Genomic DNA, 25,681 nt, shown 5'->3' with positions numbered 1-25,681 from the left:
CGCGTCAGCCATGGGCACGCCCCGTATAGGCGGTGATCACAGCCGGATTTGCAGCCACCTCGGCATAGGATCCTTCCGCCGCGATCTCTCCCCGCACCATCACGGTGATCCGGTCGGCGAGTTCCGCCACGACGTTCATGTTGTGCTCGACGAGCAGCACCGTGCGGCCCCGCCGCGCCTGCTGGATCAGCGCGGTCACGCGTCCGATATCTTCCCGCCCCAGTCCGGCCATCGGCTCGTCGAGCAGCAGGACCTTCGGCTCCAGCGCCAGCGTCGTTGCAAGCTCGAGCACGCGCTTGCGGCCATAGGAGAGATTGCCGGCCATCGTCTCGGCGTGCTCGGCAAGACCGAAGCGACGCAGCAATGCGGCAGCCCGCTCCGCCACGCCGGACTGCTTGGAGATCCGGCCGAGAAGATTCCATGCAAGGCCGCTGCCGCGCAGCAGGGCAACCTCGACATTCTCCTGGACAGTCAGGCCGGCGAACACGGCCGAGATCTGGAAGGAGCGCACGACGCCGCGCTTGGCCATCGCCGGCATCTTCAGACGCGTCACGTCCTCGCCGTCGTGAAGGATCGCGCCTTCGCTCGGAGCCAGATGTTTGGTCAGAAGATTGAACAGCGTCGTCTTGCCTGCCCCATTGGGGCCGATGACCGCGTGCACGCTGTCGCGGGCCAGCCGAAAGTTCACCTTGCGCAACGCGAAGAAGCCGTCGAACTGCCGGGTGAGATCCCGCGTTTGCAGGACGAACCGGGGATCGTCGATGCGCTCAGCCGCCTCAGCCATCGTCTAACTTTGGAACAAAAGTTTCCTATACGCAACAAATTCTCGGATGCGATTTGCGGATATTTTTGGCGCGCGGCGGCCTAATGAGGCGGCACCCGCCTCTGCCGCGGCTCTCTACACCCTTCGATCGGCGGCTCAGAGCCGCGCTTCGGCCAGATGAACGAGCTGGGATCCGGCGCGGTAGAGCGCCTCCTGCGTGAGGCGGAAGCGCGGCTCCTCGCAAATGGCGACCGGCAGCGGAAGGTCTTTTTCAGCGACATGACCAAGCACGTAGGATGCCAGCACACCGCCAAACACCGTGCCCGGCGCAATGCCCCGGCCGTTGTAGCCGCTGAAGGCGATGACGTTACGGTCGAGCTTGTGAAAGCGCGGCAGATTGTCCGAGGTCATGCCGATCATCCCGAACCAGCCGGCTTCGAACCTTATGTCGGCAAGCTGCGGAAACAATTTTCGCAGCGAACGAATGGCCCACGCCCTGTGGATCGCGGCACCGCTTCCCTCGAGCGCACCGACGCTGCCAAACACCAGTCGGCCCGCGCGATCGAAGCGGAACGAGGAGAGCACCTGCTTGGTATCCCAGGCTCCCTGCCGCTCCGGGAGGATCGACGTCTTCAGATTGTCCGACAGGGGTTCGGTCGCAAAGTTGAAGTAAGGCAGATGAATCTGCTCCTGCCGAACCTGCGACCACGGACCTTGCGCATAGGCATCGGTGGCAACGATCACCCAATCCGCACGGGCCGATCCCGCCTTGGTGTCGATCTTCCAGCGCGAGCCGTCCTCGCGCGCAGCGAGAACGGGACTTTGGGTGAAAATCTTCGCGCCCGCCCCGAGCGCGACACGCGCCAGGCCGCGGACATAGGCAAGCGGTTGAATGGTGCCGGCGCGCTTGTCCAGCAGCGCGCCGGCGTAGTCGCCACCGCCGATTTTCCGGCGCGTCTCCTCGGCGTTGAGCACCTCGACGGGCGCACCGCGCCGCTGCCATTGCTCAGCGCGGGCTTCGATCTCGGCCAGGCCCTTGCTTCCGACGGCGCAATGCAGCGTGCCTGCGCGCTCCGGCTCGCAATCGATGCCTTGCTTTTCGATCAGGTCGAACACCTTCTGCGGTCCGTGACCGAGGAGATCGATCAGACGCTCGCCGAAGGTCTGCCCCAGCGTCGCGGTGAGAACGTCAGGCATGACCCACATGCCGGCGTTGACGAGACCGACATTGCGTCCGGAGCCGCCGAACCCGATGTCGGACGCTTCGAGCACGGCGACGCGCGCGCCTCCCTCGGCGAGATGAAGCGCAGAGGAAATGCCGGTATATCCGCCGCCGATGACGACGACATCGACATCCAGCTCGCCCACGAGCGGTCTGGTCTCGGGCGCCGCCGGCGCCGTCAGCGCCCAAAGACCGTGCGACCTCGGATCATCCTGCATCAGCACGCGAGGGCTCTCACACCACGTCGAACTTGACGCCCTGGGCCAACGGGAGCGTCCGACCATAATTGATCGTGTTCGTGGCCCGGCGCATATAGGCCTTCCACGCATCGGACCCGGACTCGCGTCCGCCACCGGTTTCCTTCTCTCCGCCAAACGCGCCGCCGATCTCCGCTCCGGACGGACCGATATTGACGTTGGCGATCCCGCAATCGGAGCCGCGCGCCGACAGGAACGTCTCGGCTTCGCGCAAATCATTGGTGAAGATCGACGAGGAGAGCCCTTGCGGAACGGCATTGTGCAGTTCGAGCACGGCATCCAGATCGCTGTATTTCATCACATAGAGGATCGGCGCGAAGGTCTCCTGCTCGACAGGCCCGGTCTGCGCCGCAATCTCGACCAGCGCGGGACGAACGTAGTGCGCGTCAGCGGCCCCCTCGACGGCAATCCGCTCGCCGCCGTGAATGGCAGCCCCCGCCGCCTTCGCGGCCTCGAGCGCGCCCTGCATCGCACGATAGGCCGCGCCGTCGATCAACGGACCAACCAGCGTGCCGGCTTCCAGGGGACTGCCGACCGCAACAGATGCGTAAGCCCGCTTCAGCCGCGGGACAAAGCTGTCATACACGCTCTCATGGACGAAGAGACGCCGAAGCGTCGTGCAGCGCTGGCCGGCTGTTCCCATCGCGGCAAAGGCAACACCGCGCAGCGTCAGGTCGAGGTCGGCCGTCGGCGCGACGATGGCCGCATTGTTGCCGCCGAGTTCGAGAATTGCGCGCGCGAAACGCTTGGCGAGCCGCGGTCCCACGGCCCGCCCCATCGCGGTCGAGCCCGTGGCCGACACCAGCGGGACCTTCGCATGGTCGACAAGCAGCTCGCCGAGGTCGCGGCCGCCGATCAGCAGCGCCGCAAGCCCTGCCGGCGCGCGTCCGCCTTCCTTCGTAAAGCGCGTCAGCGCGCGGTCGAACAGCGCCTGCGTCGCCAGCGCAGTCAGCGGGGTTTTCTCGGACGGCTTCCACACGATGCTATTGCCGCAGACGAGCGCCAGCGCCGCGTTCCACGCCCAGACCGCGACTGGAAAATTGAAGGCGGAGATGATGCCGGTCACGCCAAGGGGATGCCAGCTCTCCATCATCCGGTGCTCGCCGCGCTCGGTGGCGATGGTCAGGCCATAGAGCTGGCGGGACAGCCCGACGGCGAAGTCGCAGATATCGATCATCTCCTGGACCTCACCGAGCCCCTCGGACGCGATCTTGCCGACCTCGATCGACACCAGCCGGCCCAAGGCCTGCTTGTTGGCACGCAGCTCCTCGCCGAACAACCGGACCAGCTCACCGCGCTTCGGCGCCGGCACGAGCCGCCAGACCTGGAACGCCGCATGCGCCTTCGCAATCAGCACGGCGGCGTCGGCCGCGCTGACCTCCCTGACCTTCCCGACGATCTTGCCGGTGATCGGCGTCTGCACGGCGAGCGTGCCTTCCGTGTAGCTCGCACGGCTCACGCCGAGGCCGGTGAGGAGCCTGTCGGCCTCGGTGGCAAGATCGGCGGTGTGAGCTTGGGTCTGAGGGGCGGCTTTGACGGACATGACAGGCTTTCCGAGGTCGGCGTTGACTTGGACGGCGCCGCCGTTGCGTTCGGCTGCGCGCGCTCTTTGATCGAACTGAAGTGGCACGCTGGTCAATGGCTAATTCGCCTGGAACCGGGAAGCAATATCAGTTTCGCCGCAGAGGGCCCCAAATTGGTCGTCTCGGGGGCTGCCCGAACGACGCGTCAGTCGTTCACGGCGCCACCAGTCTCTTGCGAATGGCATAGCGGACCAGCTCGGCCGTCGACGACATCCCGAGCTTGCGCATCGCTGATGCGCGATGCGTCTCGACCGTCTTCACGCTCAGCTTCAGGATGGTGCTGATGGACCTGTTGGTATGTCCTTCGGCAATGAGCTGCACCACGCTCTGCTCGCGCGAGGTGAGCAGCATGGCCGACTTGTTCTGCTTGTTGAGCTGGTAGTCGTGGAGCAGCTTCTCCAGCAGCAGGCTGGTGAAGTAAGGCCTGCCGTCAAGCAGCGCCTCGATGGCGGAGATCAGGTGATTTCTCGCGTCCGACTTGAACAGAAACCCGCGGACTCCCGCCAGGATGGCTTCCGTCAGCAGCTCCTCATTCTCGTGCATCGTCAGGATCAGCACTTCCGTGCGCACATGCAGCGCCTTCAGACGACGGCTGACCTCCAGCCCGTTCATGAGCGGCATCGAATAGTCGACGATCACGACATCGGGCCGCGTCTCCAATGCCAATGCGACCGCCTGCTCGCCATTGGTGGCCTCTCCGCTGACGATCCAGTTGGAGCGGGTTTCGACGATCGCCCGCAGCCCGGAGCGCACGACTTCATGATCATCCGCAATCACGATGCGCTTCACGACGTCGTTCCCGTATGCCGGCCCGCGGGGCCATCGGGCGATCGATGGAGACGACCGGCAGGAAGATCGAAGGATCATACCGGTCGCAGTCCAGCGGGTTATCCCACAAAACCCTGAAATCCCTCGGCGATTGTACTCAAAGGCCTCATACCTCGATCAGCCCGGCCCGCACCGCGTAGCGGACCAGCCCGGCCGTCGAATTGACGTCGAGCTTGCGCATCGCGGCGGCCCGGTGCGCCTCCGTCGTCTTGACGCTGAGGTCCAGAATGGAGCTGATGCCTTTGTTGCTATAGCCCTCCGCAACCAGCTTGACGACGAGCTGCTCCCGCGGGGTGAGCGCCTGCCGGCTGTCCATGCCGGGGCTCAGCCCGCGATCCAGTTCGCTCTGACAGCTCCTGGTACAGAACGGCTTGTGCGCCAGAAGTGCCTCGACCGCCGCCAACAGCAGCTTGTTGGCGTCGGACTTCAGCAGGAAGGCGCGCGCACCTGCCTGGAACGCCTCCTGCGCGAGCAGGCTGGAATTGTGCACCGTGAAGATCAGCACCTCGGTCTGAAGCGGGTATTCCCTGATCCGCCGTGCGACTTCCACACCGGTCATGCGCGGCATGGAAAAATCGACGATGGCGACGTGGGGCTGGTTGGCGATTGCGGCGGCAACGGCCTTGCTGCCGTCATTGGCTTCCGCGACCACCTCCCAATCCGCCCGTTGTTCGAGCACGGCCCGCAGGCCCGATCGCACCGCCTCGTGATCGTCCGCGATCAGAAACCGTTTCATGGCAGAGCACTCCAAAGTTCCTTGACACGGTGGCAGCTCGAGACGCCAAGCGCGAAAAGGCGACGTTTCCCTGCTACCGGTGATCAGTCTTCTTCCATCACGATGTGCCTGCGTGGGCTCTCACGACTGTCGTGGCCTTCCTGCGTTTGCTCCCAACGAAATCGCGCGGGAACACCGCCAGCAATGTGGTGCCGGAATGTCGCGCCACAGAGTCGGACTGGATATCAAGCGTGCCCCCGATCTGCTGCAATCTGGCCCGCATGGCCGGAATCCCAACACCCATCCTGACAGTCCTCGTGCCGGATTTCGCGCGATCAGTCGGAAAGCCCCGCCCGTTGTCGCTGACCGTCAGTTGAAAATGACTGCCGCTCGAGGCGACGGCGATCTTCACCTCCGTCGCCTTCGCATGCCGGAAGACGTTGGTGAGAGCCTCCTGGATGACCCGCAGCAGCGAATGCTGCTTGTCGCGCGACAGGCGATCGATGTCCGGCGAAATCCTGGTCGTGACATGAAGGGATGTCCGCGCGGCAAATCCGCGCGAATAACGCTCGATCGTCGCTTTCAGACCGTCAACGGTCAGATTCTGCGGATGCAGCAAATAAGCAAACGCTCGGATCTCCCGCAGAGCTTCGTCGATCGAGGCATCGATCTCGTCACATAGCCGCGCTGCACCAGCCTGGTCGTTCAGGCAGGTGCGAAGGCGCATCAGGCCGAGGCTCGCCGCGATCAGATGCTGGCAGGTCGAATCGTGAAGATCAGACGCGATCCGCTGCTGGATGCGCTCCTGGAGGGACACCAGGCTGGCGTTCGGATGGACGTCGGCGAGCCCGCCTTCCGAACCAGTCGGCAGCCATTCCCTGACGCTGGTCCTACGCGACTCGCAGGTGGGGGAGCCATGCAGCTTCACGTTACGCACTCACTCTTTGAGCGGCTCCCGGCATCGAAACGCGATGCCGAGTCGTCAATAGTCTCGAACGCGCGAGCCGCTCCCTGCCCCGTCGACGCTACGCCGGATGATGATCTCTGGATCAGGACCCGCGCCCTCGGGCTTGCGTGATTATACACCGCCGGACCGGGTACACTACCAAGTAGTACTCTATGCCGATTGTAATCTCGAATATGTGAGATGAAGTCCGAGGGAGCGTAAGACTATGCAGTTCGTGCCAACTCCGTCGCGAACGGCGCTCAACATCAATGCAACAGATACTAAAACGCCTTCCAACAAGCTCCTTTGGCTGCGGCGGCGGAACCACACTCCGCCCCGGTGCATCGAGCCCTCACGTCTGCCCGCCTAGTAGTCCACCGCGTCGCGCGTGATCGGACAGGTCATGCAATGACCGCCGCCCCGGCCGCGGCCGAGCTCCGCCCCGACGATGGTGATCACCTCGATGCCCTCCTTGCGCAGCAAGGTGTTGGCATAGGTATTGCGATCGTAAGCGAACACGACGCCGGGCGACGCACAGACCAGATTGGCGCCGCTGTCCCACTGCGTACGCTCGCGCGTATAGGCGCTGCCGCCGGTCTCGACGACGCGCAGCTTCTTCAGGCCCAGTGCTTCCGCGATGACCTGCACGAACGGCTTGTCGTCCTTCCGAAGCTCGAGGCCGACCGAATTGTTCGCTGGCCGGTAGGAGAACGTCGTGATGGTGTCGACGATGTCGGGATAGATCAGCACGCAATCGCGATCGGCGAAGGTAAACACTGTATCGAGATGCATCGCCGCGCGGAGCTTGGGCATCGCGGCCACGATCACGCGGTCCGCCGCCTTCTTCTTGAACAAGGCCGCCGCAAGCTGGCTGATCGCCTGCCGCGAGGTTCGCTCGCTGAGGCCGATCAGCACGTTGCCCTTGCCGATCGGCATCACATCGCCGCCTTCCAGTGTGGCAAGTCCATGATCCTGGGTCGGATCACCCCACCAGACGTTGACCTTGCCCGCAAAGTCCGGGTGGAACTTGTAGATGGCCGTGGCGAGGATCGGCTCTTCATGCCGAGCCGGCCAATAGAGCGAGTTCAGGGTGACCCCGCCATAGATCCAGCAGGTCGTATCCCGCGTGTACAGCGTGTTCGGCAGCGGCGGCAGCAGATACTCGGTCATGCCCGCGGCCTCGCGGACCAGCTTGAGCATCTCGCCACCGTGAGCGTCCGGAAAATCGTAGGTCGACACGCCACCGATCAGCGTTTCCGCGAGATCGCGCGGCTTGAGGCTTTCCAGATAGGCACGCAGCTCATCGACGAGGCCGAGGCCGACCTGGTTGGGAACGACCTGGTTGTCCAAAATCCATTTCCTGGCCTCGGGGATGGCGACGGTCTCGGTGAGCAGGTTGTGCATCTCGACCACATCGATGCCGCGATCGCGCATCTTCTGCACGAAGTCGAAATGATCGCGCTTGGCGTTGTCGACCCACAACACGTCGTCAAACAGCAGCGTGTCGCAATTGGAGGGCGTGAGACGCTGATGGGCGCGGCCCGGCGAGCAGACCATCACCTTGCGCAACTGTCCGACCTCAGAATGCACGCCGAAAGCAGTGGAGGAGTCCGAAGCTTGCTTTGCCATGGGAGCTGCCTTGCTTGGATGATCTTGCCTAGATGGTGATGTAGCCGGTGGCTAGTCCGTGAATCCCGACCACGGCACCGATCACGGCTACAATAAAGATGATCCATTCGACCGGCCTGAAGACCTTTGCCTTCTGCTCCAGGCGAGCCCAGAAATACAAAGCCGTACCGGGCGCGTAGAGAATGGCGGCCAGCAGCAGGTATTTCATCCCCGCCGCATAGATCAGAAACAGTGTGTAGACGACGGCGATGCCGGTGAAGATCAGGTCGCGTCTGCGCTGGTCCGGGCGCTTCTCGTAGGTCTCGCCCCGAGTGACCAGCAGGAGCCCATAAGCGGCGACCAGGAAAAACGGAATGAGGTTCATGACGCTCGTCAAATTGAGCATCAGCGAAAAAGCGTCCCGCGACCAATAGGTGCTGATGACGAAGAGCTGGACGACAATGTTCGTCAGCCACAGCGCTGCGGCGGGCACCTTGTTCGCATTCTCGGTGCCGAACAGCGCCGGCATGTCCCGGGTCCTGCCGGCCGCCGAGAGCACCTCGGCACAGATCAGGGACCAGGCGAGATAGGCCCCGAGCACCGAGATCAGAAGCCCGATGCTGACGAAGACGGCGCCCCAATGCCCGACCACAGCTTCGAGCACCGCGGCCATGGACGGCTGCCGCATGTCGGCGATTTCGGCGCGGGGAAGCACCGCGTAGGGCAGCATGGTGACGAGCACCATGAGACTGGTGACGATCACAAAGCCCATGATCGTCGCAGTGCCGACATCGGATCGCTCCTTGGCGTAGCGTGAATAGACGCTGGCGCCCTCGATCCCGAGAAACACGAACACCGTGACCAGCATGGTCGCACGGATCTGGTCGAAAAGACCCTTGTCCGGCATGCCCTCGCCACCCCAGAAGTTGGTGCGGAACATGTCGGCCTTGAACGCAAAGATCAGGATGACGATGAAGATCAGGATCGGTACGATCTTTGCGATCGTGACGATGGTATTGATCGCCGCCGCCTGCTGCACGCCGCGCAGGATCATGAAGTGGAACAGCCAGATCCCGACCGAGGCGACGATGATCGCGGTGATCGTATTGCCGTCACCAAAGACCGGAAAGAACGCGCCCAGCGTCGATTTGATCAGGACCCAGTAAGATACGTTGCCGATGCAGCTCCCGGTCCAGTAGCCGAGCGCCGAGAGGAAACCGGGATAGTCGCCAAATCCTGCCTTCGCATAGGCATAGACACCGGCGTCGAGATCGGGCTTGCGTTCGGCCAGCGACTGGAAGACACGCGCCAGCGTGTACATGCCGCCGCCGGCGATGCACCAGGCAAAGATGGCGCCGAACGGACCGGTTGCGATGCCGAAGGTTCGCGGCAACGAGAAGATGCCCGAGCCGACCATCGAGCCGACCACCATCGCGGTCAGCGCAAACAGCGAAAGCTTTTGCATCGATGACGTCGCGGTCATGGAGGCCTCGCGCAGTCAGCAGCGTCCTGGCCAATGGGCTCTTGTCGGCGCTTTCCGACCATGCGCCTTCGGACCGGTAGGGAATATCGGGTGATTACCTAGTCGTGGATCAGGATTTCCCTCGACGGGCCCGTTCTCAGGCCGGATGCGATTCGACAGAGGCTTGCGCTTTTCCGTCCCGCCCGAACCAGGTCACATACAAGGTCGGCAGGAAGACCAGCGTCAGAACGGTGGCGACCAGCAGCCCTCCCATGATCGCAACGGCCATCGGCCCCCAGAAGACGGTTGGTGCGATGGGGATCATTCCAAGAACGGTCGACACCGCCGTGAGCATAATCGGCCGAAAGCGGGAGCTGCTGGCATCTACTGCCGCTTCCCAGGGCCCCTTGCCCTGCGTGCGCTCCGCTTCGATCTGGCTGATGAGGATCACGGCGTTCTTGCTGATCATGCCGAGCAGGGCGAGAACGCCGAGAATCGTGACAAATCCCATCGGCCTGCCGGAGAGCAGCAATGCGGCAACCACTCCGATCATTCCAAGCGGAGCCACGCTCACGACCATCAGCAATCGTGGAAAACTCTGCAACTGGATCATGAGGACCGTGAACATGACGAACAGCATCATCGGCACGACGGCGATGACGGACGCCTGTGATTTCTGGCTCTCCTCCACGGTGCCCCCGACAGCCACATCGTAGGATGGGGGAAGCGTCTTCTTCAGCTTCTCTATGGCGGGCGACAATGCGTCCACCACCGTGCCCGGGAGCGTCCCACCTCTGATGTCGGCACGTACCGTCAAGGTCGGGACGCGATCGCGCCGCCAGATTAAGGGATATTCCTGTCGGTTCTCGAAGGTCGCAAACTGGCTGAGCGGCGCCGTCCTTCCTCCCGGCAGCGGCACCTGGAGCGTACGCAGATTGGACAGTGAAACGCGCTGTTCGTCGATCGCCCGCGCCACGACGTCGACCAGATAGATGTCGTCCCGGACCTGTGTCACGGTCGCGCCGGTCAGCACAGTGTTCAGCACGCTGGAGATCGCTTGGGAGCTCAGGCCGAGCAGGCGCGCCTCATCCTGATCGACGCGAATTCGTACCTTCCGGTCCGGCTCCATCCAGTCGAAGTTGACGCTTTTGGCGCGGGGATCGGAGGCCACGGTTTGCCCGACTTTCAGCGCGATCTCCCGGACCTGCTCCACATCAGGGCCGCTCACACGATACTGCAACGGCCATCCGACCGGCGGCCCGAGACCGAGCGGCGACACCGCCGAGACGGCGTTCGGAAACTCCTCCGCCAGGATGCGCTCGAGTTTAGCGTGCAATCGCTCGCGCGCCGCCACGTCCTTGGCCACGACCACCGCCTGGGTAAAGAAGTTATTCGGAAGCTCGACGTTGAGCGGCAGGTAGAAGCGGATGGCGCCGCGTCCCACATTGGCGCTCCAATGATGAACATCCGGATCGCCGGCCAGCACCGCGTCGAGGCGCTTTGCTGCCGTCTCGCTCGCATAGATCGATGCGTTCTGCGGCAGGCTGAGGTCAACGAGCAGCTCCGGCCGATCGGACGACGGAAAGAACTGCTGGGGGATCAACGGAAGCGCAAGAACGGACGCAACAAAGAGCGCAAGCGAGATCGCAATCGTTAACCAATTTGCCCGCATCGCGCGCTCGAGAAAGCTCCGGTAGAGACGGAATACCCGGCCCGGAGCCGCCGTGCTCTTCTGCTTCGGTGGAACAAGGATGACGACACCCAACAAGGGTGTGAAGATAACCGCTACGAACCACGACACCAGCAGCGCAATCGCGACCACCGCAAACAGCGAGAAGGTGTATTCGCCGGCCGAGCTGGCGGCAAATCCCACGGGTATGAACCCTGCGATCGTCACCAGCGTCCCCGCCAGCATTGCAAAGGCGTGGCTACGATAGGCGAACGTCGCGGCGTCGAACTTGCTATCGCCTTCCGCCAGCCGGTTGAGCGTCGCGTCCGTGGTCGTCATCGCATCATCGACCAGCAATGCGAGTGCGATGATCAATGCGCCGAGCGATATCCGCTGCATGTCGATGCGGGCGATCTCCATGATTGGAAAAACGATTGCCAGTGTCAGTGGGATCGCAAGCGCGATGATGAGACCGGGACGAACACCGAGGCTGATGAAGCTCACGACGAGGATGATGGCGATTGCCTGCAGGAGCGACGTCATGAATTCACTGATCGCGCCGTCCACCACGACCGCTTGATCGGCCACGAGGCTGGGTTCGATTCCGATCGGAAGGTTTGCCGTGACTTCCGTCATCGCCTTCTTGATGTTCCTGCCGAGGGCCAGAATGTCGCCGCCATCGCGCATTGCGATCGCAAGCCCGATCGCGGGCTGACCGTTGATCCGAAACATTGGCCCTGGTGGATCGACGTAGCCGCGCCGCACCTGCGCAATGTCGCTCAGGCGAATTGTGCGGCCGCCCGCGAAGAAATTGACGTTCGCGATATCTTGCTCGGATTGGAAGCCGCCCGACACCCGGACGGAAATGCTCTCCGTACCCGTCTCTATCGTCCCTGCGGGGCGCACGATGTTCTGCGCCTGCAAGGCAGCGAGCAGCGCCGCCCGATCGACGCCAAGCGTGGCAAGCTCCTGCTTGGAAAATTCGACGAAGATCACCTCGTCGTTCACACCCAGCAGCTCGATCTTTGACACGTCGGGCACCTGAAGCAGCCTGGAGCGGATCGCCTCGACGTGGTCACGCAACTCCCGCTGCGTGAAGCCGTCGCTGGTGAAGCCGTAGACAATGCCGAAGGTGTCGCCGAAATCGTCATTGAAGCCCGGTCCGACGACGCCGGCGGGCAACGTGTGGCGCATATCGCCGACGCTCTTCCTTACCTCGTACCAGGTATCAGAAACCTGCTTTGCGCTCGCGCTCCCCTTGAGATTGACGAAGATCGTGGTGAGACCTGCTCTGGTGAAGCTGCGCAGAAAATCCAGATGGGGCGTCTCCTGCAATTGGCGCTCGAGCCGCTCCGTGACCTGCTTCATCGTTTCTTCGGCCGTGGCTCCCGGCCAGGCCGCCTGGACGACCATGGTCTTGATGATGAAGGAAGGATCTTCGTTCCGGCCAAGCCGGAAATACGCCAGGCCGCCCGCAATCACGGCGACCATCATGACATAGACGACCAGCGAGCGGTGCTTGAGTGCCCATTCGGAGAGGTTGAGCCCGGTCATGGCTCTGACCCAAGCACGCGCACTTTCTGGCCCGGATGAAGGGCCTGAACGCCCGCGGTAACGATGATCTCGCCGGCGTCCAGCCCCTGCGACACAATCACCTGCGCCTGGTCGTAGCGCAGGACATCGACGTTGCGCGCCGAGACGGTGTTGGTCGAGGGATCGACGATCCACACGGCAGGCTGCTGGTTCATCCGCGTCAACGCCGTTGCTGGTATGTCGATCACCGGACCGGAGCTGGTGTCGACGCGCCCGTTGACCGTCGCGCCGAGCCGCATCGCCGGCGGGGGATTGGTCAAGCCGACCTTGACCTCGAATGTCCGGGTGACGGGATCCGCCTGCGCCGCGATCTGGCGGATACGTCCCTGCGCCGTGACTTTCGAATCGTCGGTCAGGCCGACGGTAACCTGCACGCCAGTTGGCGCAGCCCTGACCATTTGGGCAGGGACGTCGAATACAGCGTCGCGGCCGTCCTGCCGCGCGATCCTCGCAATCATCTGGCCCGCCTGAACAACCTCGCCAGCCGATGGCCCTGTCGCGGTGATCTTGCCCGGCGCATCGGCTCTGAGCTCGGTAAAGCCCACGAGGTCGTGGGCGGAGTTGAGCTGGGCTTCCGCTGCGTCGACCTGCGACTGGGCGGTTTGCTGCGCCTGCGTCGCCGCCTCGAAGTTCGCGCGCGTGGTCCAGCCCTGCGCCAGCAACGTCTCCTGTCGTTCGTAATGATTGCGCGCCTGCGTCAACTGACCCTGTGCCGCGGCCAGAGCCGCCTTTGCCTGCCGCAACGCATTCAACTCGTTCTGCGACTCAAGTTGGGCCAGCAATTGTCCCGCCTCAACCCGATCCCCAAGCTTGGTGTCGTTCGCGAGCAGACGTCCCGCGATCCTGAATGCGACGCTCACTTCGTCCTCCGCCTCGATGCGGCCGGTGAAGGTCAACGGCGTCTGCGCCTCACGCTTCTCGACGGTGGCGGTACGGACCGGGCGCGGAGCCGGCTCATTTTTCGTTTCGGCTTCCCTTCCGCAGCCCGCCAGCATTGGCGAGAATGCTGCCACGAACGCCAGTGTGCGGATGTGTCGAGGCATGGATCGCCTGCCGCGCATGACATGAGCTCTTCCGTTCCGGGAGTGAAATGTTACTGGCAAATCGGTCATTCCCAGGGCGCGATGTCCCGGTGTCGCCATCGGCATTTTTGCCGAGGCGATCCGCCGTCAACATCGGTAAATCTACTCAGTGCAGCCGGATGGAATCGTGGTTGGCCGTGGTTCGTGCCTTGGGAAATTCCTCAGACACGATCAGGCAATCACCCGATATCGCCGGTTCCGCCGGCAGCGCACGATGCAATCATCAGATGGACCCTGCGATGCAATTCAGAGGCGACCGTGGAAGCCAACATGAAAGGGGAGTCAGACAATCGAGAGGAGCACGCGGCTGTTGCGGTCAGACGAATGTGGCCAGTTGCCATTTTGCGCGCCGCATTGTTTCTCTGCCTTTGGCTCGTGCTTGCCGGCGCCAATCCCGGAGATCTACCCGCGGCGGCGGCCGCGGTCGCTGCCGCGACCTGGACAAGCATGCACCTGCTCGAGCCGAGCAGCTCGCGCCGATCGCCCCTCGCCATTGCACGCCTGGCGTTCCTTTTCCTGTTTCACTCGGTTGTCGCCGGAGTCGACGTTGCAGGACGCGCATTGAATCCCCGGTTGCCGCTACGGCCGGGATTTTTGAATTATCCAACCCGGCTTTCGCGTGGCGTGCGACGGAACGTATTCACAACGCTCACCAGCCTGCTGCCCGGCACCGTGCCAGCCGGGGAAGCGGACGGACGGATCATCTATCATTGCCTCGACGTCTCGCTACCCGTCGCGGTCGATCTTGCCGCTGAAGAAGCGGCCTTGGTACGAGCCCTCTACAATGACTGAGTTCCTGACCGGCGCAGTCGGCTTGATCCTGGCGATACTGGCACTCGGGCTGGTGTCGATCTTGCGCGGGCCGGGAGATGCCGACCGCATGATGGCGGCGCAACTGATCGGAACGGCAGGTATCGCAGTGTTACTGCTGCTTGGCGCCGTGACAGGCGTTCCAACGGCTGTCGATGTGGCATTGATCCTGGCGCTCCTCGCCACCTTCGCGTCCATCGCCTTCGTCAAGAAAGGCCTGTCCCGCCTCGACACCGATGGGCCCGGCTGATGAGCATCGCGCGCGACATCATGACGATTGTGGGGGTGTCGGCCGGCGTGTTTTTCTTCCTGGCCGGCACCATCGGCCTTCTTCGCTTCCCCGACACATTGACGCGCCTGCACGCACTCACCAAGGCCGACAACCTCGGCCTGGGCCTCGTCGTGCTTGGATTGCTCCCGCAAGCGGGAAGCGTGCGCGACGGGTTGAAGTTGATCAGTATCTGGATGTTCGCGTTGCTGGCAGGCGCCACCGTCTCCCAACTGATCGCGCGCACGGCCCGTCAACGCGGACCATTCACATGAGCATCGCAACGCTCTTCGAGATCGTACTGGCAGCCGTGGTGCTCGGTCTCGCCATCTGGACGATCACCGTCTCCGAGACCTATTCGGCAGCAGTCGGATTCGTCGCGTACGGATTGCTGGTTGCGCTCATCTGGGTGCGTCTCGACGCCGTCGATGTCGCGATGACGGAGGCTGCAATAGGCGGAGGACTCGGTGGCATCGTGCTGCTGGGTGCGGCAGCCCGGCTGCGCGAGAGCGAAGCGATGACCGCAGAACGGCCCGGCAGGGTCGTGCGTCTGTGCGCGGCCGCTCTGTCTGCATCCATCGCGATGGTTCTGGCCGTCGCGGTTCTGATCCTGCCTGATCCGGCGCCAACGCTCGCGCCGACAGTTATCTCGAATGCCGGTGCAACCGGTCTCGCCAACCCCGTCACCAACGTGCTCATGGCATTCCGTGCGATGGACACAATGCTCGAGAAGGTCGTGCTCATGCTGGCCATCGTCGGCGTCTGGTCCCTCGCGTCAGACCAGGCCTGGGGCGGTCGTCCGGGACCGCGCCACGAAGCCGATCCAAACGGGGTGCTCGCTTTTCTCGCACGCCTAACGCCTCCCGCCGGAATCGTTATCGGCATCTACCTCTTGTGGACCGGTGCCGATCATCCCGGCGGAGCGTTTCAGGGTGGTGCAGTTCTCGCATCCATGTGGCTACTGGTCATCATGGCCGGACTGGCGGATACGCCGCCCGTGAGCAGCCGCTCGCTACGGCTCATCCTGGTGGCTGGGCCCGGTGTGTTTCTTGTTGTCGGCCTCGGCGGGCTTTGTTTTGGGCCAGCGTTCCTTGCCTATCCGGTTGCTTTCGCCAAACCGCTGATTCTCGGCATCGAGGTCGCGATGACCCTGACGATCGCGGCAACGCTGGCTCTCTTGCTTGCCGGGGCACCGGAAAGGAGCGCAACGCGATGAGCGCCGTGACGGTGTTCGGATTGTGCGCCGCTGCTGCGGTCGGGGTCGGGCTCTACGGCCTGATTACCAATCCGCAACCGCTTCGCAAGATCATCGCATTTAATCTTCTCGGCAGCGGCGTATTTCTTCTGTTCGGCATCATCGGGCGGCGCGGCGCGGCAGCGGGCTCTGGCAACGATCCGGTACCGCAGGCCCTGGTCATCACAGGGGTCGTAGTCGCGTTTTCCGCGACAGCTCTGGCGATCGCCCTTACCCTGCGGTTGTTCGAGACGGCCGGTTCCATGACGCTCCGCAGTCGTGCGCCGACAGGCCCAAACTCCGATCCGTCCGCTGGCTGATGCCGCCCCCTGCCCCCACGCTGACGACGACCACGGGCAGTGTTCTGCTGGTTCTGTCAATCGTCGTACCGGTCGCAGGCGTCTTGCTGGCGTTCGCTCTCGGCGACCGCTACTGCCGGCTGGTCGTCTTCACCGTCATGCCGTTCGGGATAGCGATTGCCGCGGCCATTCTCATGCTCTTGCCCCTGAGCGAGGGCCATCTCGTCTATCTGCTCGGCGCCTGGCCGCCGCCGCTAGGGGTGGCCCTGCGCGCAGACGGTTTGTCCGCTGTGATGCTCGCGACGGTGGCGATCGTGATCTGCGCGGTCGCCATCTTTGCCGCGACCGATTTTCGTCCCACCGAGGCCAAAACCCGCGCGCCATTCGCATTTTGGATTTTACTGCTGGCGATCTGGGGAGCGCTGAATACGATCTTTGTCGGCGGCGATCTCTTCACACTCTATGTTGCCCTGGAGTTGCTGACATTCGCCGCAGTGCCGCTGGTCTCACTCGACGGCCGCGCCGAGACACTCCGATCCGCGTTGCGATATCTGCTCTTCGCATTGCTCGGTTCGGTCCTCTACTTGTCGGGTACGGCGCTGCTCTACGGTCTCCATGGCACGCTCGATATCTTGTTGTTGTCGCATCGCGTGAGCGTTGAGCCCGGCGCGCTCATAGCGGCGGCCCTGATGACAACTGGTCTCCTCGCCAAGACCGCCCTCTTTCCGTTGCACCTCTGGCTGCCGCCCGCTCACGCCGGTGCACCGGCAGCAGCGAGCGCCATCTTGTCCGGCCTGGTCGTGAAGGGATCGTTCTTTATCCTCCTGCGGCTCTGGTTCGACGTCATGCCCGCCCTGCCCGGCTTCGCTGTACCGCAATTGCTCGCCGCGCTGGGAGCCGGAGCGATCGTGTTCGAAAGCGTCGTCGCTCTCCGGCAAGAACGCCTCAAGCTCCTGATTGCGTATTCGACATTGGCTCAGATCGGCTACCTCTTCCTGATGTTCCCTCTCGCGTTCGGCGCGTCAGGGCGACTTGAAAGTGGCCAAGCCTTGGCGGGGGGCTTGTTGCAGGCAATCTCCCACGCCACCGCGAAGGCCGCGATGTTCATGGCGGTCGGATCAATTTACGGCGGACTGGGCCACGATCGCATAACTGGGTTGCGCGGTGTTGCACGCGCCCTGCCCTTGAGCGTCCTGGCCTTTGCCTTGGGCGGCATCGCGCTGATGGGACTTCAACCGAGCGGGGCATCCCTTGCGAAGGAATTGCTGCTTCAAAAGGCGATGAGCACGGGGCAATGGTGGTGGGCCATCGTGCTCCAGGCCGGCGGAATTTTCACAGCGGCCTATGTGGTGCTGGTCCTCGCACATGCGCTCGCGCCCGCGGATGAGCCGATTGCCCTCATTAGCCCGGCGTCACGCAGCCGCGATCTCGCGGCACTCGCGCTTGCGCTCTGTTCGCTATCACTTGGCCTTATGCCCTGGGAGCATTATTTGCCGCTTCCGCACGGCGGGGCATTGAAGCTGTTCGACCTGGATGCGCTTTCCAAATTCCTCTTGCCTGCGATGGGAGGAGCGACGCTCGCGATCCTGCTCAGTCCCTGGCCACATCCGCTGGCCTGTTCGGCGGTCTGGAAGAACTTGATGAGAGTGCTCGGCCCCTTCCGACGCACCTGTCTCGGATTCGGCGGCCTCGTTGAAAGAGGCGACGACGCTCTTCGTCAATGGCCTGCGGCCAGCATCTCCCTGGTTGTGGTGACGCTGCTGCTCGCAGCATCAATGTTCGCAGCAAATTCCTAGTTTTTTTTTGTGAACCGGCCGCTGTTGGTGGAACAGCGCCCCTTCGCGCATCAGAACATTCATCCTTTGAGCCCAGGGTTTTCTCCGATGCCGCGCACAGCGCCCGCGGACTACCGTCACGCCGGAGCGCAGCATCAGCAGCATCCCGCCCAGCCGAAAAAGCTCAAGGAGGTTTCGATGTCCGATCTCGTCGCGATCGTGTACCCGAACGAGGCAAAAGCCGAGGAAGTGCGTCAGCGACTCCTCAAATTGCAGAAGGAATACCTCATCACCATCGGAGACGCCGTGATCGCCGTCAAAACCGATACCGGCGGCATCAAGCTCAACCAGCTCGTCAACACGACGGCCGTGGGCGCCATGACGGGAAGCTTCTGGGGACTTCTGATCGGCGTGCTGTTCCTCAACCCGATCCTCGGCGTCGCGGTTGGCGCGGCGTCCGGCGCGCTCGGCGGCGCACTATCCGATTTCGGCATCGACGATGCCTTCATGAAGGAGCTGTCCGCCAACCTCCACACCGGCAATGCCGCCCTCTTCGTCCTGATCAAGCACATGACGGCCGACAAGGTGCTCAAGGAGATCAAGGACGCCGGGGGAGTCGTGCTGAAGACGTCCCTGGACGAGAGCAAGGAAAAGATGCTGCGTGACGCACTCGCCAGTGCGGCAGAGCGGCCGGCGGCTTGACGCCGCCGTCCATCCCTCAGCGGCGATTGCCGAAAAGGCGCAGCAGCATCATGAACAGGTTGATGAAGTTGAGATAGAGCGACAGCGCGGCGAGTACGGACTTGCGGCCTGCCGACGTCTCATCGTCTGCGCCGTCATACATCGCCTTGATGCGTTGCGTGTCATAGGCGGTGAGGCCTGCAAAGACGCCGACGCCCACGATCGAGATCAGCCAGTCGAGCCCGGTCGACCTCAGGAAGAGGTTGACCAGGCTTGCGATGATGATGCCGATCAGCCCCATGAACAGGAAGGTGCCGACCCCGGACAGGTCGCGCCTCGTCGTATATCCGAACAGGCTGAGTGCGCCGAAGGTTGCGGCGGTGATGAAGAATACGCGCGTGATCGAAGCGCTCGTGTAGATATGGAGCAGGATCGAGAGCGATATGCCGACGAGGGCGGCATAGAGAAAAAACAGCGTCCTCGCCGTCGAGACCGACAGCGTATTGATGCGCGATCCCAGGAAGAATACCAGCGCGAGCGGCGCCAGAATGAAAACCCACATCACCGGACTTTGCAGCCATTCGGGATCGACCAGCTGATAGGTCAGCCATGCCGCAGCCGCGGTCACGCCGACACCCGCGGCCATGTGATTGTAGATCCGCAACATGTAGTCGCGCAGTCCGGCATCAATCGCAATCGCGCTGCCGCCGGCCTGACCTGAGGCCGCCAGGTTCTGATCATAGTTCGACATCGCTTCCTCCTCTCGCGCGTCGGCGGGATGAGATCAGGCTATTCTGGTGTGCAGGTCCCGGACATCGGCTGATCACCCGAGGAGCCGGGGCAAGATTCCCCTAGTCGGACGCCGCCGAAACGTCGCGACGATCGCAGCACTCTTACGAAAGCGCAATCTGCCGGGCCGCGCGTCGTCCCTTTGGCGGATGCGCCTTACGGGTTTGTCACTGGAAGCTGTCTACGCTCCAGCCTAATGCAGCAGTATGCGCTACTTCTTTCACATCGTCGACCGATACGGTCTGTTCCCGGACAGGACTGGATGCGAGCACGCCGACCAGGATGCGGCGCTGGAGCACGCCAGGCGGATTGCGGCCGAGCTCGCCAAGACTGGAGAGTTCTTTCGGTCGAGCTTCGTATTTGTGGCACGGGCGGCGGCACCCTGTTCGCCGCCAGGTTCCGACCAATCCTCGGCCGCGCGGGTTGAGGACGCCTGAAGGCGGCACTCCGCAAGCCGGCGATGCCGATTTACGGCCATCGCCCTCTACAGAGAATCCCTGATGTGCGGGCGGGAAAGCGGCCTCTAAGGTCGTAGGCCCTGAGGGGTCGGCTGACACCCGCGATTTCCCGCGGTCTGTCGCGCCCGGCTCATTTCCGATCGGGAGGCCATTCCCTGTCATGGCTCCTTCGTCGAACGAGGCCGCTCAGACGCTGTCACGCAGTGCGCTCACCGCGCTCGTGATCGGATCGATGGTGGGTTCGGGCATCTTCGCATTGCCCGCATCCTTCGGCCGCGCCACCGGGGTGCTTGGGGCGATCATCGCCTGGGTGATTGCGGGCACCGGCATGCTGATGCTGGCGCTGGTATTCCAGGCGCTCGCCCGCCGAAAGCCGGAACTCGACGCCGGCATCTACGCCTATGCCAGAGCCGGGTTCGGAGATTACATCGGCTTTGCCGCTGCGGCCGGCTATTGGATCGGCTGCTGTCTCGCCGACGTTGCCTGTCTCATCCTGATCAAGGCCACGCTCGGACAGTTCTTTCCCGTGTTCGGCGACGGCACGACGCCGACGGCGATCGCGGCAGCATCCGTGCTGCTGTGGGGCGTGCACGTCCTGGTGCTGCGCGGCATCAAAGGCGCGACCACCCTCAACACGATCGCAACCTACGCCAAGATCGTCCCGATCCTGTCGTTCATCATCGTGGCGATCTTCTCCGTGGACGCCGAACGGTTCTCGCAAAGCTTCTGGGGAACGGATGAGCCGGCTTTTGGGGACGTCTTCGCGCAGGTCCGCGGTACGATGCTGCTCACCGTCTTCGTCTTCGTCGGGATCGAGGGGGCAAGCGTGTATTCCCGCTATGCCAGGGACCGCTCCGACATCGGGGTTGCGACCGTCATGGGCTTCCTGACCGTCTTGAGCCTTCTCGTGCTCGTCACGCTCCTGTCCTACGGCGTGCTGCCGCGCGAGGCCCTGGCGGCTCTTCCGACGCCGTCGATGGCCGGCGTGATGGAGGCGATGGTCGGCCGCTGGGGCAGCATCTTCATCAGTGTCGGGCTCCTGATCTCGATCCTCGGAAATTACCTCTCATGGTCGCTGCTGGCGGCCGAGGTCCTGCATTCGGCCGCACTGAACCGTACCATGCCCTCCTTCCTCGGCAGCGTGAACGCGCACGAGGTCCCGGTCGGTGCGCTCTGGCTGACCAACTGCGTCATCCAGGCCTTTCTGCTCGTCACCTGGTTTGCGGAATATGCCTTCACGCTCGCGTTGAAGATGACCAGCGCGATGACGCTGATCCCGTACTTCTTCGTTGCGGCGTATGGACTGAAGCTCGCCTCTCTCGGCGAGACCTACGATGCAGGTGATCGTGCGCGCACCATCGACTGGATCCGCTCGGCCGTCGCGACGCTCTATGCCGCCGGCATGATCTATGCGGGTGGACCAAAGTTTCTGCTGCTGTCGTCAATCCTGTACGCACCCGGAACGATCCTGTTCTTTCTCGCAAAGCGCGAGCGCAAGGAGACGACCTTCAGACCCTTCGAAGCCGTCACATTCGCAGCGCTGGCGGTCGCTGCATGCGTTGGCATCTATGCGCTGACCGTCGGAGCCATCTCGATCTGAGCTCATTCGTTTGGTCGTCAATTGGAGGCAAGTATGAACATCCGGGCCCTCTGCGGCGTTCTGATCCTTGGAGTGACGGCAGCGATTGCGCCTTCCACCCCATCTCCGGCGCAGTCCGACACCAAGGGCGTCGCCGCACCGAAAGACACAGGCGCGGCCACGCCCGGCACCATCGCACCCAATACCAACACGAACCCGACGAAATACCGCTATTGGCGCCATCGCGGCGGCAAGCATCCGCACTACGGAAGCCGCCGGGTCCGCACCTAAAGCGCGATGAGATTGGGATGAATCGTCATCGCGCTTCAGGTTATTGTTTCAGCATGATCCCCGCGCAAACGCGTTCCGCGTTTGTCGCGAGGGAAAACCGCTGCACACTTTTCCGGATCATGCTCTAGAGCAACGAAGGGATCGTCGAAATCCCGCGAACTGGTCGATCGATGAGCGACACTCGGATCGGACAAGAGAGGATGCGCGAGGTGGCGCGGCGCGACGAGGCCGACCCCGCCGGTGTCGATGGCCGGCGCAGCCTGCTCACGACGGGACTCACTCTGCTTGCTGCATGCGTCGCACTGTTCCTGGCATGGCAATCGGTTTCCAGCCTCCTCGTCGTCTTCGCGGGCGTGCTGTTTGCGGCCTTCCTGGATGCCGCCGCGCGGGCGCTTGCGCCCGCCCTCCCGCTCAATCGTGTCTGGCGATTGACGCTCGTGCTTCTGTTCCTCACTGCCCTGTCGGGACTTGGCCTCGTTTGGGGTGCGCGCAAGCTGCCGGAGCAGACGCGGATATTGCTCAAGGTGATGGACACCCAGCTCGACATCCTCCAGGAGCACCTGTTGTCGTACGGCGTCGATCTGCTCGGTCCTGAATGGGGCCGGGATTTCGCGCAATGGCTGTTTTCCGATCAAGGCCGGCTCCTCAGCCACGCCCAGTTCGTGCTGGGAGGCGCCTCGAGCGTGCTGACCGCCACGCTGGTGATCCTGTTCCTCGGAATCCTCTTTGCGTTCGATCCCACCAGCCATCGCGAAAGCCTGGTCATGCTGGTGAAGCCGTCATATCGGGCACGAACGCGCGAGGTGATGGACGAGATGGGCAACGTCATGCGGCTCTGGTTCGTCGGACAGTTGATCCGCATCATCCTGATGACGCTGTGCGTCTGGGTGGCACTTTACCTCATCGGGCTGCCCGGTCCTTTCGTGCTTGGACTCCAGGCGGGGCTGTCGAACTTCATCCCCTATCTCGGGCCCATCGTCGCCGCCATTCCGATCGCGCTCGTCGCGATGCCGCTCGGCGGCTCGCTGCTGATCTGGGCCGTCGTCGTCTACACCATCATCCAGTCGGTCGAAGGCTATGTGATCGGCCCGCTGATCCAGCGTCAGGCCGTGGAAATTCCGCCGGCCTGGACTCTGGTCGCGATCGTCCTGTTGGGCGCGCTGTTCGGTGTGATGGGCATTGCGCTGGCGATGCCGCTGGTCGCCATCGGCCGGGTCGCGATCATCAGATTCTATGTCGAGGATTACCTCGGCGATGGTTCCAGACTGGCACTCAACAACGGAAAATCAAGCGTGGGTGACCCATGAGCAACATTGAGCACGAGATCGATACACATCAGGCGGAGAGCGGCGAAGCTCACTCGACCTATTCGGGCATGGCCCATTTCCTGTGGCAGCAGCTTCCTTATGTCGTGGCGCTGGTGCTGGCCATCGCGGGCGTCGCCTACACCAACGTCTCGCACCAGCCCCTGGTCGGCTATTGGGAGTTCCTGGCACTCGCCATCGGCGTGGTCTGTGTCATCACCAAATGGCCGGAGACCGACGGCAAGGAAGCCCGGTTGCGCTTGATCTGGACGCAGGCGCTGCACTGGGTCGCCGTCCTGGTCACGATGAACATCATCCTGGTGTCGGGCGTCCAGCAGCTGCTGCCGACACCCGCGACCAGCCTTGTCCTTCTCACACTGCTTGCGCTCGGCACGTTCCTCGCCGGCGTCAGTCTCATGTCGCTCCAGATCTCGTTTCTGGGCCTCGCCATGGGCGTCGCGGTGCCGGCGATCTCCTGGTTGCAACAGTCCGTCATCTTCTTCCTTTTGGGCGCCGTGTTGCTGATCGGCCTCGGCCTTACCTTCTGGCTTCGCCAGGACCGACGGCCGAGAAGCGCGCCCGCTAACACCAAAACGCACATGGAGGCCTGACATGCGAATGACACGGATCGTTGCACTGATCGGCGCATCAGCATTGCTATGCACGCTCACCCTGCCCGCGCGCGCGGAAACCTTCAGGGTCGGCCGTCTCGTATGCTTCAGCAACCCGCGCGTCGGGCTGGTGCTCGGATCGGCGCAGACGCTGCGCTGCGTGTTCTACGCAAGAAACCCACCCCGTCAGTACATCTATGAGGGACGAATCCGGCGCGTCGGCCTCGATATCGGCGTGACCAGCGCAGGCACCCTCTCCTGGGCCGTGCTCGCCAAGAACTCGCGCATCGGCCCTGGCACTTTGCGCGGCAACTATGTGGGCGCGAGCGGAAATTTGGCACTGGGGCCCGGCCTCGGCGCCAATGTCCTGATCGGCGGCTCGCGGCGCAGCGTCATGCTACAGCCGCTCTCAATCGAGCGATCGATCGGGCTCAATCTCGCAGCTGGCGTCACCAATCTGTCGCTGGGGCCGCGTGGGCGGCGATAGCGATTCGGCGGCGCCTCTCGTGCGCGTGGTCGCAGCGCCGACGTTCATGCCAATGGGCATATTCCCGTTCCGTCGCTCAGGGTTTCGTCGGATGTCGGCGTTGCGGGTTGCAAGCTAGCATTCGCCCGTGTCGATCGAGCCATTGCCGATGAGGAGAATGGCATGACATCCTATGACGGCAGAACCGAGATCGAGGGTCTCGTTCCGCCCCCATTCTGGGTCTGCGCACTGCTTGGCATCGTGCTGATCGCCGCCGGTCTCTTTGCTCTCGGCGACGTCGTGTTCGCAACCCTCATTAGCGTCAAGCTGATCGGTGTGATCGCGATCGCTGCCGGCGCGTTCGAGATCTTGCACGCCTTCTGGACCAGGGGATGGGGCGGCTTCCTGTGGCAGGTTCTGCTTGGCGTGCTCTATCTGGCGCTCGGTTTCCTGCTGCTCAGCCAGCCCGTGTCAGGCGCTCTCATCCTGACCTACTTCCTCGGCGCGATACTGTTCGCCTCGGGCGCCATTCGCTGCGTGCTGAGTTTCGCGCATTGGCGGCAAAATGGTTGGATGATGCTCATCTCGGGCGCCTTTGCAACGCTCGCAGGTCTTCTGATCCTGCTCGGATTCCCCGACATCAGCGTCTGGGCCCTTGGATTCCTGCTGGGCGTCGACCTGATCTCGCACGGCCTGGCGTGGCTGCTCTATGCGCTGCAGGCCGTGCGGCGAACCGTGTGACAAGAAGAGGAGAAGGCAATGAACGCTCCCACCCGCCGCGCTTTCCTTGGGCTTGCCCAGAATGCCGTTGCCGCCGCAGCGATCGGCGCCATCGGCGTTCGCTTGATCGAGACCGCGGAAGCCATGCCGGTCGCTCCAGATCTTGGCCTCGCCGGCAAGCCGGACGACCTCGTCACCGCGCAATGGGGACCGCCCTCTCCCGGATGGGGTCCCGGCTGGGGACCGGGACCTGCGCCGGGTTGGGGCCGCCCGCCGCCACCACGACGCACGCGTCGCTGGGTATGCTGGTGGCATCGCGGCCGTCGTCATTGCGGATGGCGGTGGAGATAGCACCGCCTCTCGCACGCCCGTAACCCAGCGATGGAGGACACCGTGCGCACCAATAACCAATGGCGCCTTGCGGCCGTGCTGGCCGTCCTTCTCATTGTGGCCACCTGGTATTGCATAGCGGTGTGGCAGGCGACGCCCATGCCGCTCTACGGCAACATCATTCTGGGAGTCGCCGCCATCCTCGTGCTGGTGTCGGGCTGCGGCCTGATCGCGCTAATGTTCTACAGTCATCGCAAAGGCTACGACGAGCCTGCACGCAGCAATCGGACAACACGGGAGTGAGCGAAGCCTGAGCCAGTGATTCCGGGCTTGGGCAA

General features: G+C 63.2%; 28 protein-coding genes. 16 read left to right on the top strand and 12 right to left on the bottom strand.

The window, feature by feature from the left end; translation table 11 throughout:
* Positions 1 to 4: 4 nt before the first annotated feature.
* The 10 genes from QQL28_RS05910 to QQL28_RS05865 form a co-directional block, all read right to left on the bottom strand.
* Positions 5 to 784 carry an ABC transporter ATP-binding protein gene (locus QQL28_RS05910; RefSeq protein ID WP_284262168.1) on the bottom strand — a complete coding sequence of 260 codons (780 nt, stop codon included), beginning with the start codon at positions 782 to 784 and terminating at the stop codon, positions 5 to 7.
* 135 nt (positions 785 to 919) lie between these two features.
* Positions 920 to 2,203 carry an NAD(P)/FAD-dependent oxidoreductase gene (locus QQL28_RS05905; RefSeq protein WP_284262504.1) on the bottom strand — a complete coding sequence of 428 codons (1,284 nt, stop codon included), beginning with the start codon at positions 2,201 to 2,203 and terminating at the stop codon, positions 920 to 922.
* A gap of 16 nt (positions 2,204 to 2,219) precedes the next feature.
* A complete protein-coding gene (gene amaB, locus QQL28_RS05900) occupies positions 2,220 to 3,785 on the bottom strand; it encodes an L-piperidine-6-carboxylate dehydrogenase (RefSeq protein WP_284262166.1) in 1,566 nt (521 codons plus the stop codon).
* Positions 3,786 to 3,978: 193 nt separating this feature from the next.
* Complete coding sequence (locus QQL28_RS05895; RefSeq protein WP_284262164.1) at positions 3,979 to 4,614, bottom strand: response regulator transcription factor; 636 nt, start codon at positions 4,612 to 4,614, stop codon at positions 3,979 to 3,981.
* Positions 4,615 to 4,759: 145 nt separating this feature from the next.
* Positions 4,760 to 5,389 carry a response regulator gene (locus tag QQL28_RS05890; protein WP_284262163.1) on the bottom strand — a complete coding sequence of 210 codons (630 nt, stop codon included), beginning with the start codon at positions 5,387 to 5,389 and terminating at the stop codon, positions 4,760 to 4,762.
* 97 nt (positions 5,390 to 5,486) lie between these two features.
* Positions 5,487 to 6,296, bottom strand: a complete 810-nt coding sequence (locus tag QQL28_RS05885; protein ID WP_284262161.1) for a sensor histidine kinase — start codon at positions 6,294 to 6,296, stop codon at positions 5,487 to 5,489.
* 384 nt (positions 6,297 to 6,680) lie between these two features.
* Positions 6,681 to 7,943 (bottom strand): arginine deiminase, encoded by a 1,263-nt coding sequence (arcA, locus tag QQL28_RS05880; protein WP_284262159.1) that lies wholly within the window; start codon positions 7,941 to 7,943, stop codon positions 6,681 to 6,683.
* A gap of 28 nt (positions 7,944 to 7,971) precedes the next feature.
* A complete protein-coding gene (locus QQL28_RS05875) occupies positions 7,972 to 9,405 on the bottom strand; it encodes a basic amino acid/polyamine antiporter (protein ID WP_284262157.1) in 1,434 nt (477 codons plus the stop codon).
* 136 nt (positions 9,406 to 9,541) lie between these two features.
* On the bottom strand, positions 9,542 to 12,607 hold the full coding sequence (locus QQL28_RS05870; protein ID WP_284262155.1) for an efflux RND transporter permease subunit: 3,066 nt from the start codon (positions 12,605 to 12,607) through the stop codon (positions 9,542 to 9,544).
* Positions 12,604 to 13,707 carry an efflux RND transporter periplasmic adaptor subunit gene (locus tag QQL28_RS05865; protein WP_284262502.1) on the bottom strand — a complete coding sequence of 368 codons (1,104 nt, stop codon included), beginning with the start codon at positions 13,705 to 13,707 and terminating at the stop codon, positions 12,604 to 12,606. The genes QQL28_RS05870 and QQL28_RS05865 overlap by 4 nt, the downstream gene beginning before the upstream one ends.
* A gap of 279 nt (positions 13,708 to 13,986) precedes the next feature.
* Between QQL28_RS05865 and QQL28_RS05860 the strand changes: the two genes are divergently transcribed.
* Genes QQL28_RS05860 through QQL28_RS05840 form a run of 5 tightly spaced genes read left to right on the top strand, consistent with a single transcriptional unit; the run spans position 13,987 to position 16,360 of the window.
* Positions 13,987 to 14,520: a Na+/H+ antiporter subunit E gene (locus QQL28_RS05860; RefSeq protein WP_284262153.1), complete on the top strand. Its 534-nt coding sequence runs from the start codon at positions 13,987 to 13,989 to the stop codon at positions 14,518 to 14,520.
* Complete coding sequence (locus tag QQL28_RS05855) at positions 14,513 to 14,788, top strand: MrpF/PhaF family protein (RefSeq protein ID WP_284262151.1); 276 nt, start codon at positions 14,513 to 14,515, stop codon at positions 14,786 to 14,788. The genes QQL28_RS05860 and QQL28_RS05855 overlap by 8 nt, the downstream gene beginning before the upstream one ends.
* The gene (locus QQL28_RS05850) at positions 14,788 to 15,081 is read left to right on the top strand and encodes a monovalent cation/H(+) antiporter subunit G (protein ID WP_284262149.1); all 294 of its coding nucleotides are present in this window, start codon (positions 14,788 to 14,790) and stop codon (positions 15,079 to 15,081) included. The genes QQL28_RS05855 and QQL28_RS05850 overlap by 1 nt, the downstream gene beginning before the upstream one ends.
* The gene (locus tag QQL28_RS05845) at positions 15,078 to 16,022 is read left to right on the top strand and encodes a hydrogenase subunit MbhD domain-containing protein (RefSeq protein ID WP_284262147.1); all 945 of its coding nucleotides are present in this window, start codon (positions 15,078 to 15,080) and stop codon (positions 16,020 to 16,022) included. Before QQL28_RS05850 ends, QQL28_RS05845 begins: the two co-directional genes overlap by 4 nt.
* Positions 16,019 to 16,360 carry an NADH-quinone oxidoreductase subunit K gene (locus tag QQL28_RS05840; protein ID WP_284262144.1) on the top strand — a complete coding sequence of 114 codons (342 nt, stop codon included), beginning with the start codon at positions 16,019 to 16,021 and terminating at the stop codon, positions 16,358 to 16,360. Before QQL28_RS05845 ends, QQL28_RS05840 begins: the two co-directional genes overlap by 4 nt.
* Before the next feature lie 56 nt (positions 16,361 to 16,416).
* Here the strand turns inward: QQL28_RS05840 and QQL28_RS05835 are convergent, their stop codons facing one another.
* The gene (locus tag QQL28_RS05835; protein ID WP_284262142.1) at positions 16,417 to 16,560 is read right to left on the bottom strand and encodes a hypothetical protein; all 144 of its coding nucleotides are present in this window, start codon (positions 16,558 to 16,560) and stop codon (positions 16,417 to 16,419) included.
* Positions 16,561 to 16,632: 72 nt separating this feature from the next.
* Between QQL28_RS05835 and QQL28_RS05830 the strand changes: the two genes are divergently transcribed.
* A complete protein-coding gene (locus QQL28_RS05830) occupies positions 16,633 to 18,135 on the top strand; it encodes a complex I subunit 5 family protein (protein ID WP_284262139.1) in 1,503 nt (500 codons plus the stop codon).
* A 177-nt stretch (positions 18,136 to 18,312) separates the two neighbouring features.
* On the top strand, positions 18,313 to 18,816 hold the full coding sequence (locus tag QQL28_RS05825) for a DUF1269 domain-containing protein (RefSeq protein ID WP_284262137.1): 504 nt from the start codon (positions 18,313 to 18,315) through the stop codon (positions 18,814 to 18,816).
* 16 nt (positions 18,817 to 18,832) lie between these two features.
* Here QQL28_RS05825 and QQL28_RS05820 read toward each other — a convergent pair whose 3' ends face one another.
* A complete protein-coding gene (locus tag QQL28_RS05820) occupies positions 18,833 to 19,546 on the bottom strand; it encodes a Bax inhibitor-1/YccA family protein (protein ID WP_284262135.1) in 714 nt (237 codons plus the stop codon).
* A gap of 244 nt (positions 19,547 to 19,790) precedes the next feature.
* On the opposite strand from QQL28_RS05820, the gene QQL28_RS46090 reads away from it, so the two are divergent.
* The 9 genes from QQL28_RS46090 (at position 19,791) to QQL28_RS05780 (ending at position 25,646) form a co-directional block, all read left to right on the top strand.
* A complete protein-coding gene (locus tag QQL28_RS46090; protein WP_431309579.1) occupies positions 19,791 to 20,021 on the top strand; it encodes a DUF6894 family protein in 231 nt (76 codons plus the stop codon).
* A gap of 181 nt (positions 20,022 to 20,202) precedes the next feature.
* Positions 20,203 to 21,642 (top strand): basic amino acid/polyamine antiporter, encoded by a 1,440-nt coding sequence (locus QQL28_RS05815; RefSeq protein ID WP_284262132.1) that lies wholly within the window; start codon positions 20,203 to 20,205, stop codon positions 21,640 to 21,642.
* A gap of 33 nt (positions 21,643 to 21,675) precedes the next feature.
* Complete coding sequence (locus QQL28_RS05810) at positions 21,676 to 21,912, top strand: hypothetical protein (RefSeq protein WP_284262131.1); 237 nt, start codon at positions 21,676 to 21,678, stop codon at positions 21,910 to 21,912.
* 170 nt (positions 21,913 to 22,082) lie between these two features.
* Positions 22,083 to 23,219, top strand: a complete 1,137-nt coding sequence (locus QQL28_RS05805) for an AI-2E family transporter (RefSeq protein ID WP_284262129.1) — start codon at positions 22,083 to 22,085, stop codon at positions 23,217 to 23,219.
* 68 nt (positions 23,220 to 23,287) lie between these two features.
* Positions 23,288 to 23,827 carry a hypothetical protein gene (locus QQL28_RS05800; RefSeq protein WP_284262500.1) on the top strand — a complete coding sequence of 180 codons (540 nt, stop codon included), beginning with the start codon at positions 23,288 to 23,290 and terminating at the stop codon, positions 23,825 to 23,827.
* 1 nt (position 23,828) lies between these two features.
* Positions 23,829 to 24,314, top strand: coding sequence for a DUF992 domain-containing protein (locus QQL28_RS05795; RefSeq protein WP_284262127.1), 486 nt, complete (start codon positions 23,829 to 23,831; stop codon positions 24,312 to 24,314).
* A 162-nt stretch (positions 24,315 to 24,476) separates the two neighbouring features.
* On the top strand, positions 24,477 to 25,034 hold the full coding sequence (locus tag QQL28_RS05790) for an HdeD family acid-resistance protein (RefSeq protein WP_284262125.1): 558 nt from the start codon (positions 24,477 to 24,479) through the stop codon (positions 25,032 to 25,034).
* Positions 25,035 to 25,052: 18 nt separating this feature from the next.
* On the top strand, positions 25,053 to 25,364 hold the full coding sequence (locus tag QQL28_RS05785; protein WP_284262123.1) for a twin-arginine translocation signal domain-containing protein: 312 nt from the start codon (positions 25,053 to 25,055) through the stop codon (positions 25,362 to 25,364).
* A gap of 42 nt (positions 25,365 to 25,406) precedes the next feature.
* On the top strand, positions 25,407 to 25,646 hold the full coding sequence (locus QQL28_RS05780) for a hypothetical protein (RefSeq protein WP_284262121.1): 240 nt from the start codon (positions 25,407 to 25,409) through the stop codon (positions 25,644 to 25,646).
* The last annotated feature ends 35 nt before the right edge of the window (positions 25,647 to 25,681 follow it).

Source organism: Bradyrhizobium iriomotense (assembly GCF_030160715.1).
Lineage (GTDB): Bacteria > Pseudomonadota > Alphaproteobacteria > Rhizobiales > Xanthobacteraceae > Bradyrhizobium > Bradyrhizobium iriomotense.
Note: the sequence above shows the minus strand (reverse complement) of the source record. Positions and strands in the feature narration are given on the sequence as shown.

Bases quoted from the DNA above. Each gene is read 5' to 3' on its own strand.
- QQL28_RS05910 (WP_284262168.1), bottom strand. From the start codon at position 784: ATGGCTGAGGCGGCTGAGCGCATCGACGATCCCCGGTTCGTCCTGCAA.
- QQL28_RS05905 (WP_284262504.1), bottom strand. From the start codon at position 2,203: ATGCAGGATGATCCGAGGTCGCACGGTCTTTGGGCGCTGACGGCGCCG.
- amaB (WP_284262166.1), bottom strand. From the start codon at position 3,785: ATGTCCGTCAAAGCCGCCCCTCAGACCCAAGCTCACACCGCCGATCTT.
- QQL28_RS05890 (WP_284262163.1), bottom strand. From the start codon at position 5,389: ATGAAACGGTTTCTGATCGCGGACGATCACGAGGCGGTGCGATCGGGC.
- arcA (WP_284262159.1), bottom strand. From the start codon at position 7,943: ATGGCAAAGCAAGCTTCGGACTCCTCCACTGCTTTCGGCGTGCATTCT.
- QQL28_RS05875 (WP_284262157.1), bottom strand. From the start codon at position 9,405: ATGACCGCGACGTCATCGATGCAAAAGCTTTCGCTGTTTGCGCTGACC.
- QQL28_RS05870 (WP_284262155.1), bottom strand. From the start codon at position 12,607: ATGACCGGGCTCAACCTCTCCGAATGGGCACTCAAGCACCGCTCGCTG.
- QQL28_RS05865 (WP_284262502.1), bottom strand. From the start codon at position 13,707: ATGCGCGGCAGGCGATCCATGCCTCGACACATCCGCACACTGGCGTTC.
- QQL28_RS05855 (WP_284262151.1), top strand. From the start codon at position 14,513: ATGACTGAGTTCCTGACCGGCGCAGTCGGCTTGATCCTGGCGATACTG.
- QQL28_RS05850 (WP_284262149.1), top strand. From the start codon at position 14,788: ATGAGCATCGCGCGCGACATCATGACGATTGTGGGGGTGTCGGCCGGC.
- QQL28_RS05845 (WP_284262147.1), top strand. From the start codon at position 15,078: ATGAGCATCGCAACGCTCTTCGAGATCGTACTGGCAGCCGTGGTGCTC.
- QQL28_RS05840 (WP_284262144.1), top strand. From the start codon at position 16,019: ATGAGCGCCGTGACGGTGTTCGGATTGTGCGCCGCTGCTGCGGTCGGG.
- QQL28_RS05835 (WP_284262142.1), bottom strand. From the start codon at position 16,560: ATGGCCCTCGCTCAGGGGCAAGAGCATGAGAATGGCCGCGGCAATCGC.
- QQL28_RS05830 (WP_284262139.1), top strand. From the start codon at position 16,633: ATGCTCGCGACGGTGGCGATCGTGATCTGCGCGGTCGCCATCTTTGCC.
- QQL28_RS05825 (WP_284262137.1), top strand. From the start codon at position 18,313: ATGTCCGATCTCGTCGCGATCGTGTACCCGAACGAGGCAAAAGCCGAG.
- QQL28_RS05820 (WP_284262135.1), bottom strand. From the start codon at position 19,546: ATGTCGAACTATGATCAGAACCTGGCGGCCTCAGGTCAGGCCGGCGGC.
- QQL28_RS46090 (WP_431309579.1), top strand. From the start codon at position 19,791: ATGCGCTACTTCTTTCACATCGTCGACCGATACGGTCTGTTCCCGGAC.
- QQL28_RS05815 (WP_284262132.1), top strand. From the start codon at position 20,203: ATGGCTCCTTCGTCGAACGAGGCCGCTCAGACGCTGTCACGCAGTGCG.
- QQL28_RS05810 (WP_284262131.1), top strand. From the start codon at position 21,676: ATGAACATCCGGGCCCTCTGCGGCGTTCTGATCCTTGGAGTGACGGCA.
- QQL28_RS05805 (WP_284262129.1), top strand. From the start codon at position 22,083: ATGAGCGACACTCGGATCGGACAAGAGAGGATGCGCGAGGTGGCGCGG.
- QQL28_RS05800 (WP_284262500.1), top strand. From the start codon at position 23,288: ATGGCCCATTTCCTGTGGCAGCAGCTTCCTTATGTCGTGGCGCTGGTG.
- QQL28_RS05795 (WP_284262127.1), top strand. From the start codon at position 23,829: ATGCGAATGACACGGATCGTTGCACTGATCGGCGCATCAGCATTGCTA.
- QQL28_RS05790 (WP_284262125.1), top strand. From the start codon at position 24,477: ATGACATCCTATGACGGCAGAACCGAGATCGAGGGTCTCGTTCCGCCC.
- QQL28_RS05785 (WP_284262123.1), top strand. From the start codon at position 25,053: ATGAACGCTCCCACCCGCCGCGCTTTCCTTGGGCTTGCCCAGAATGCC.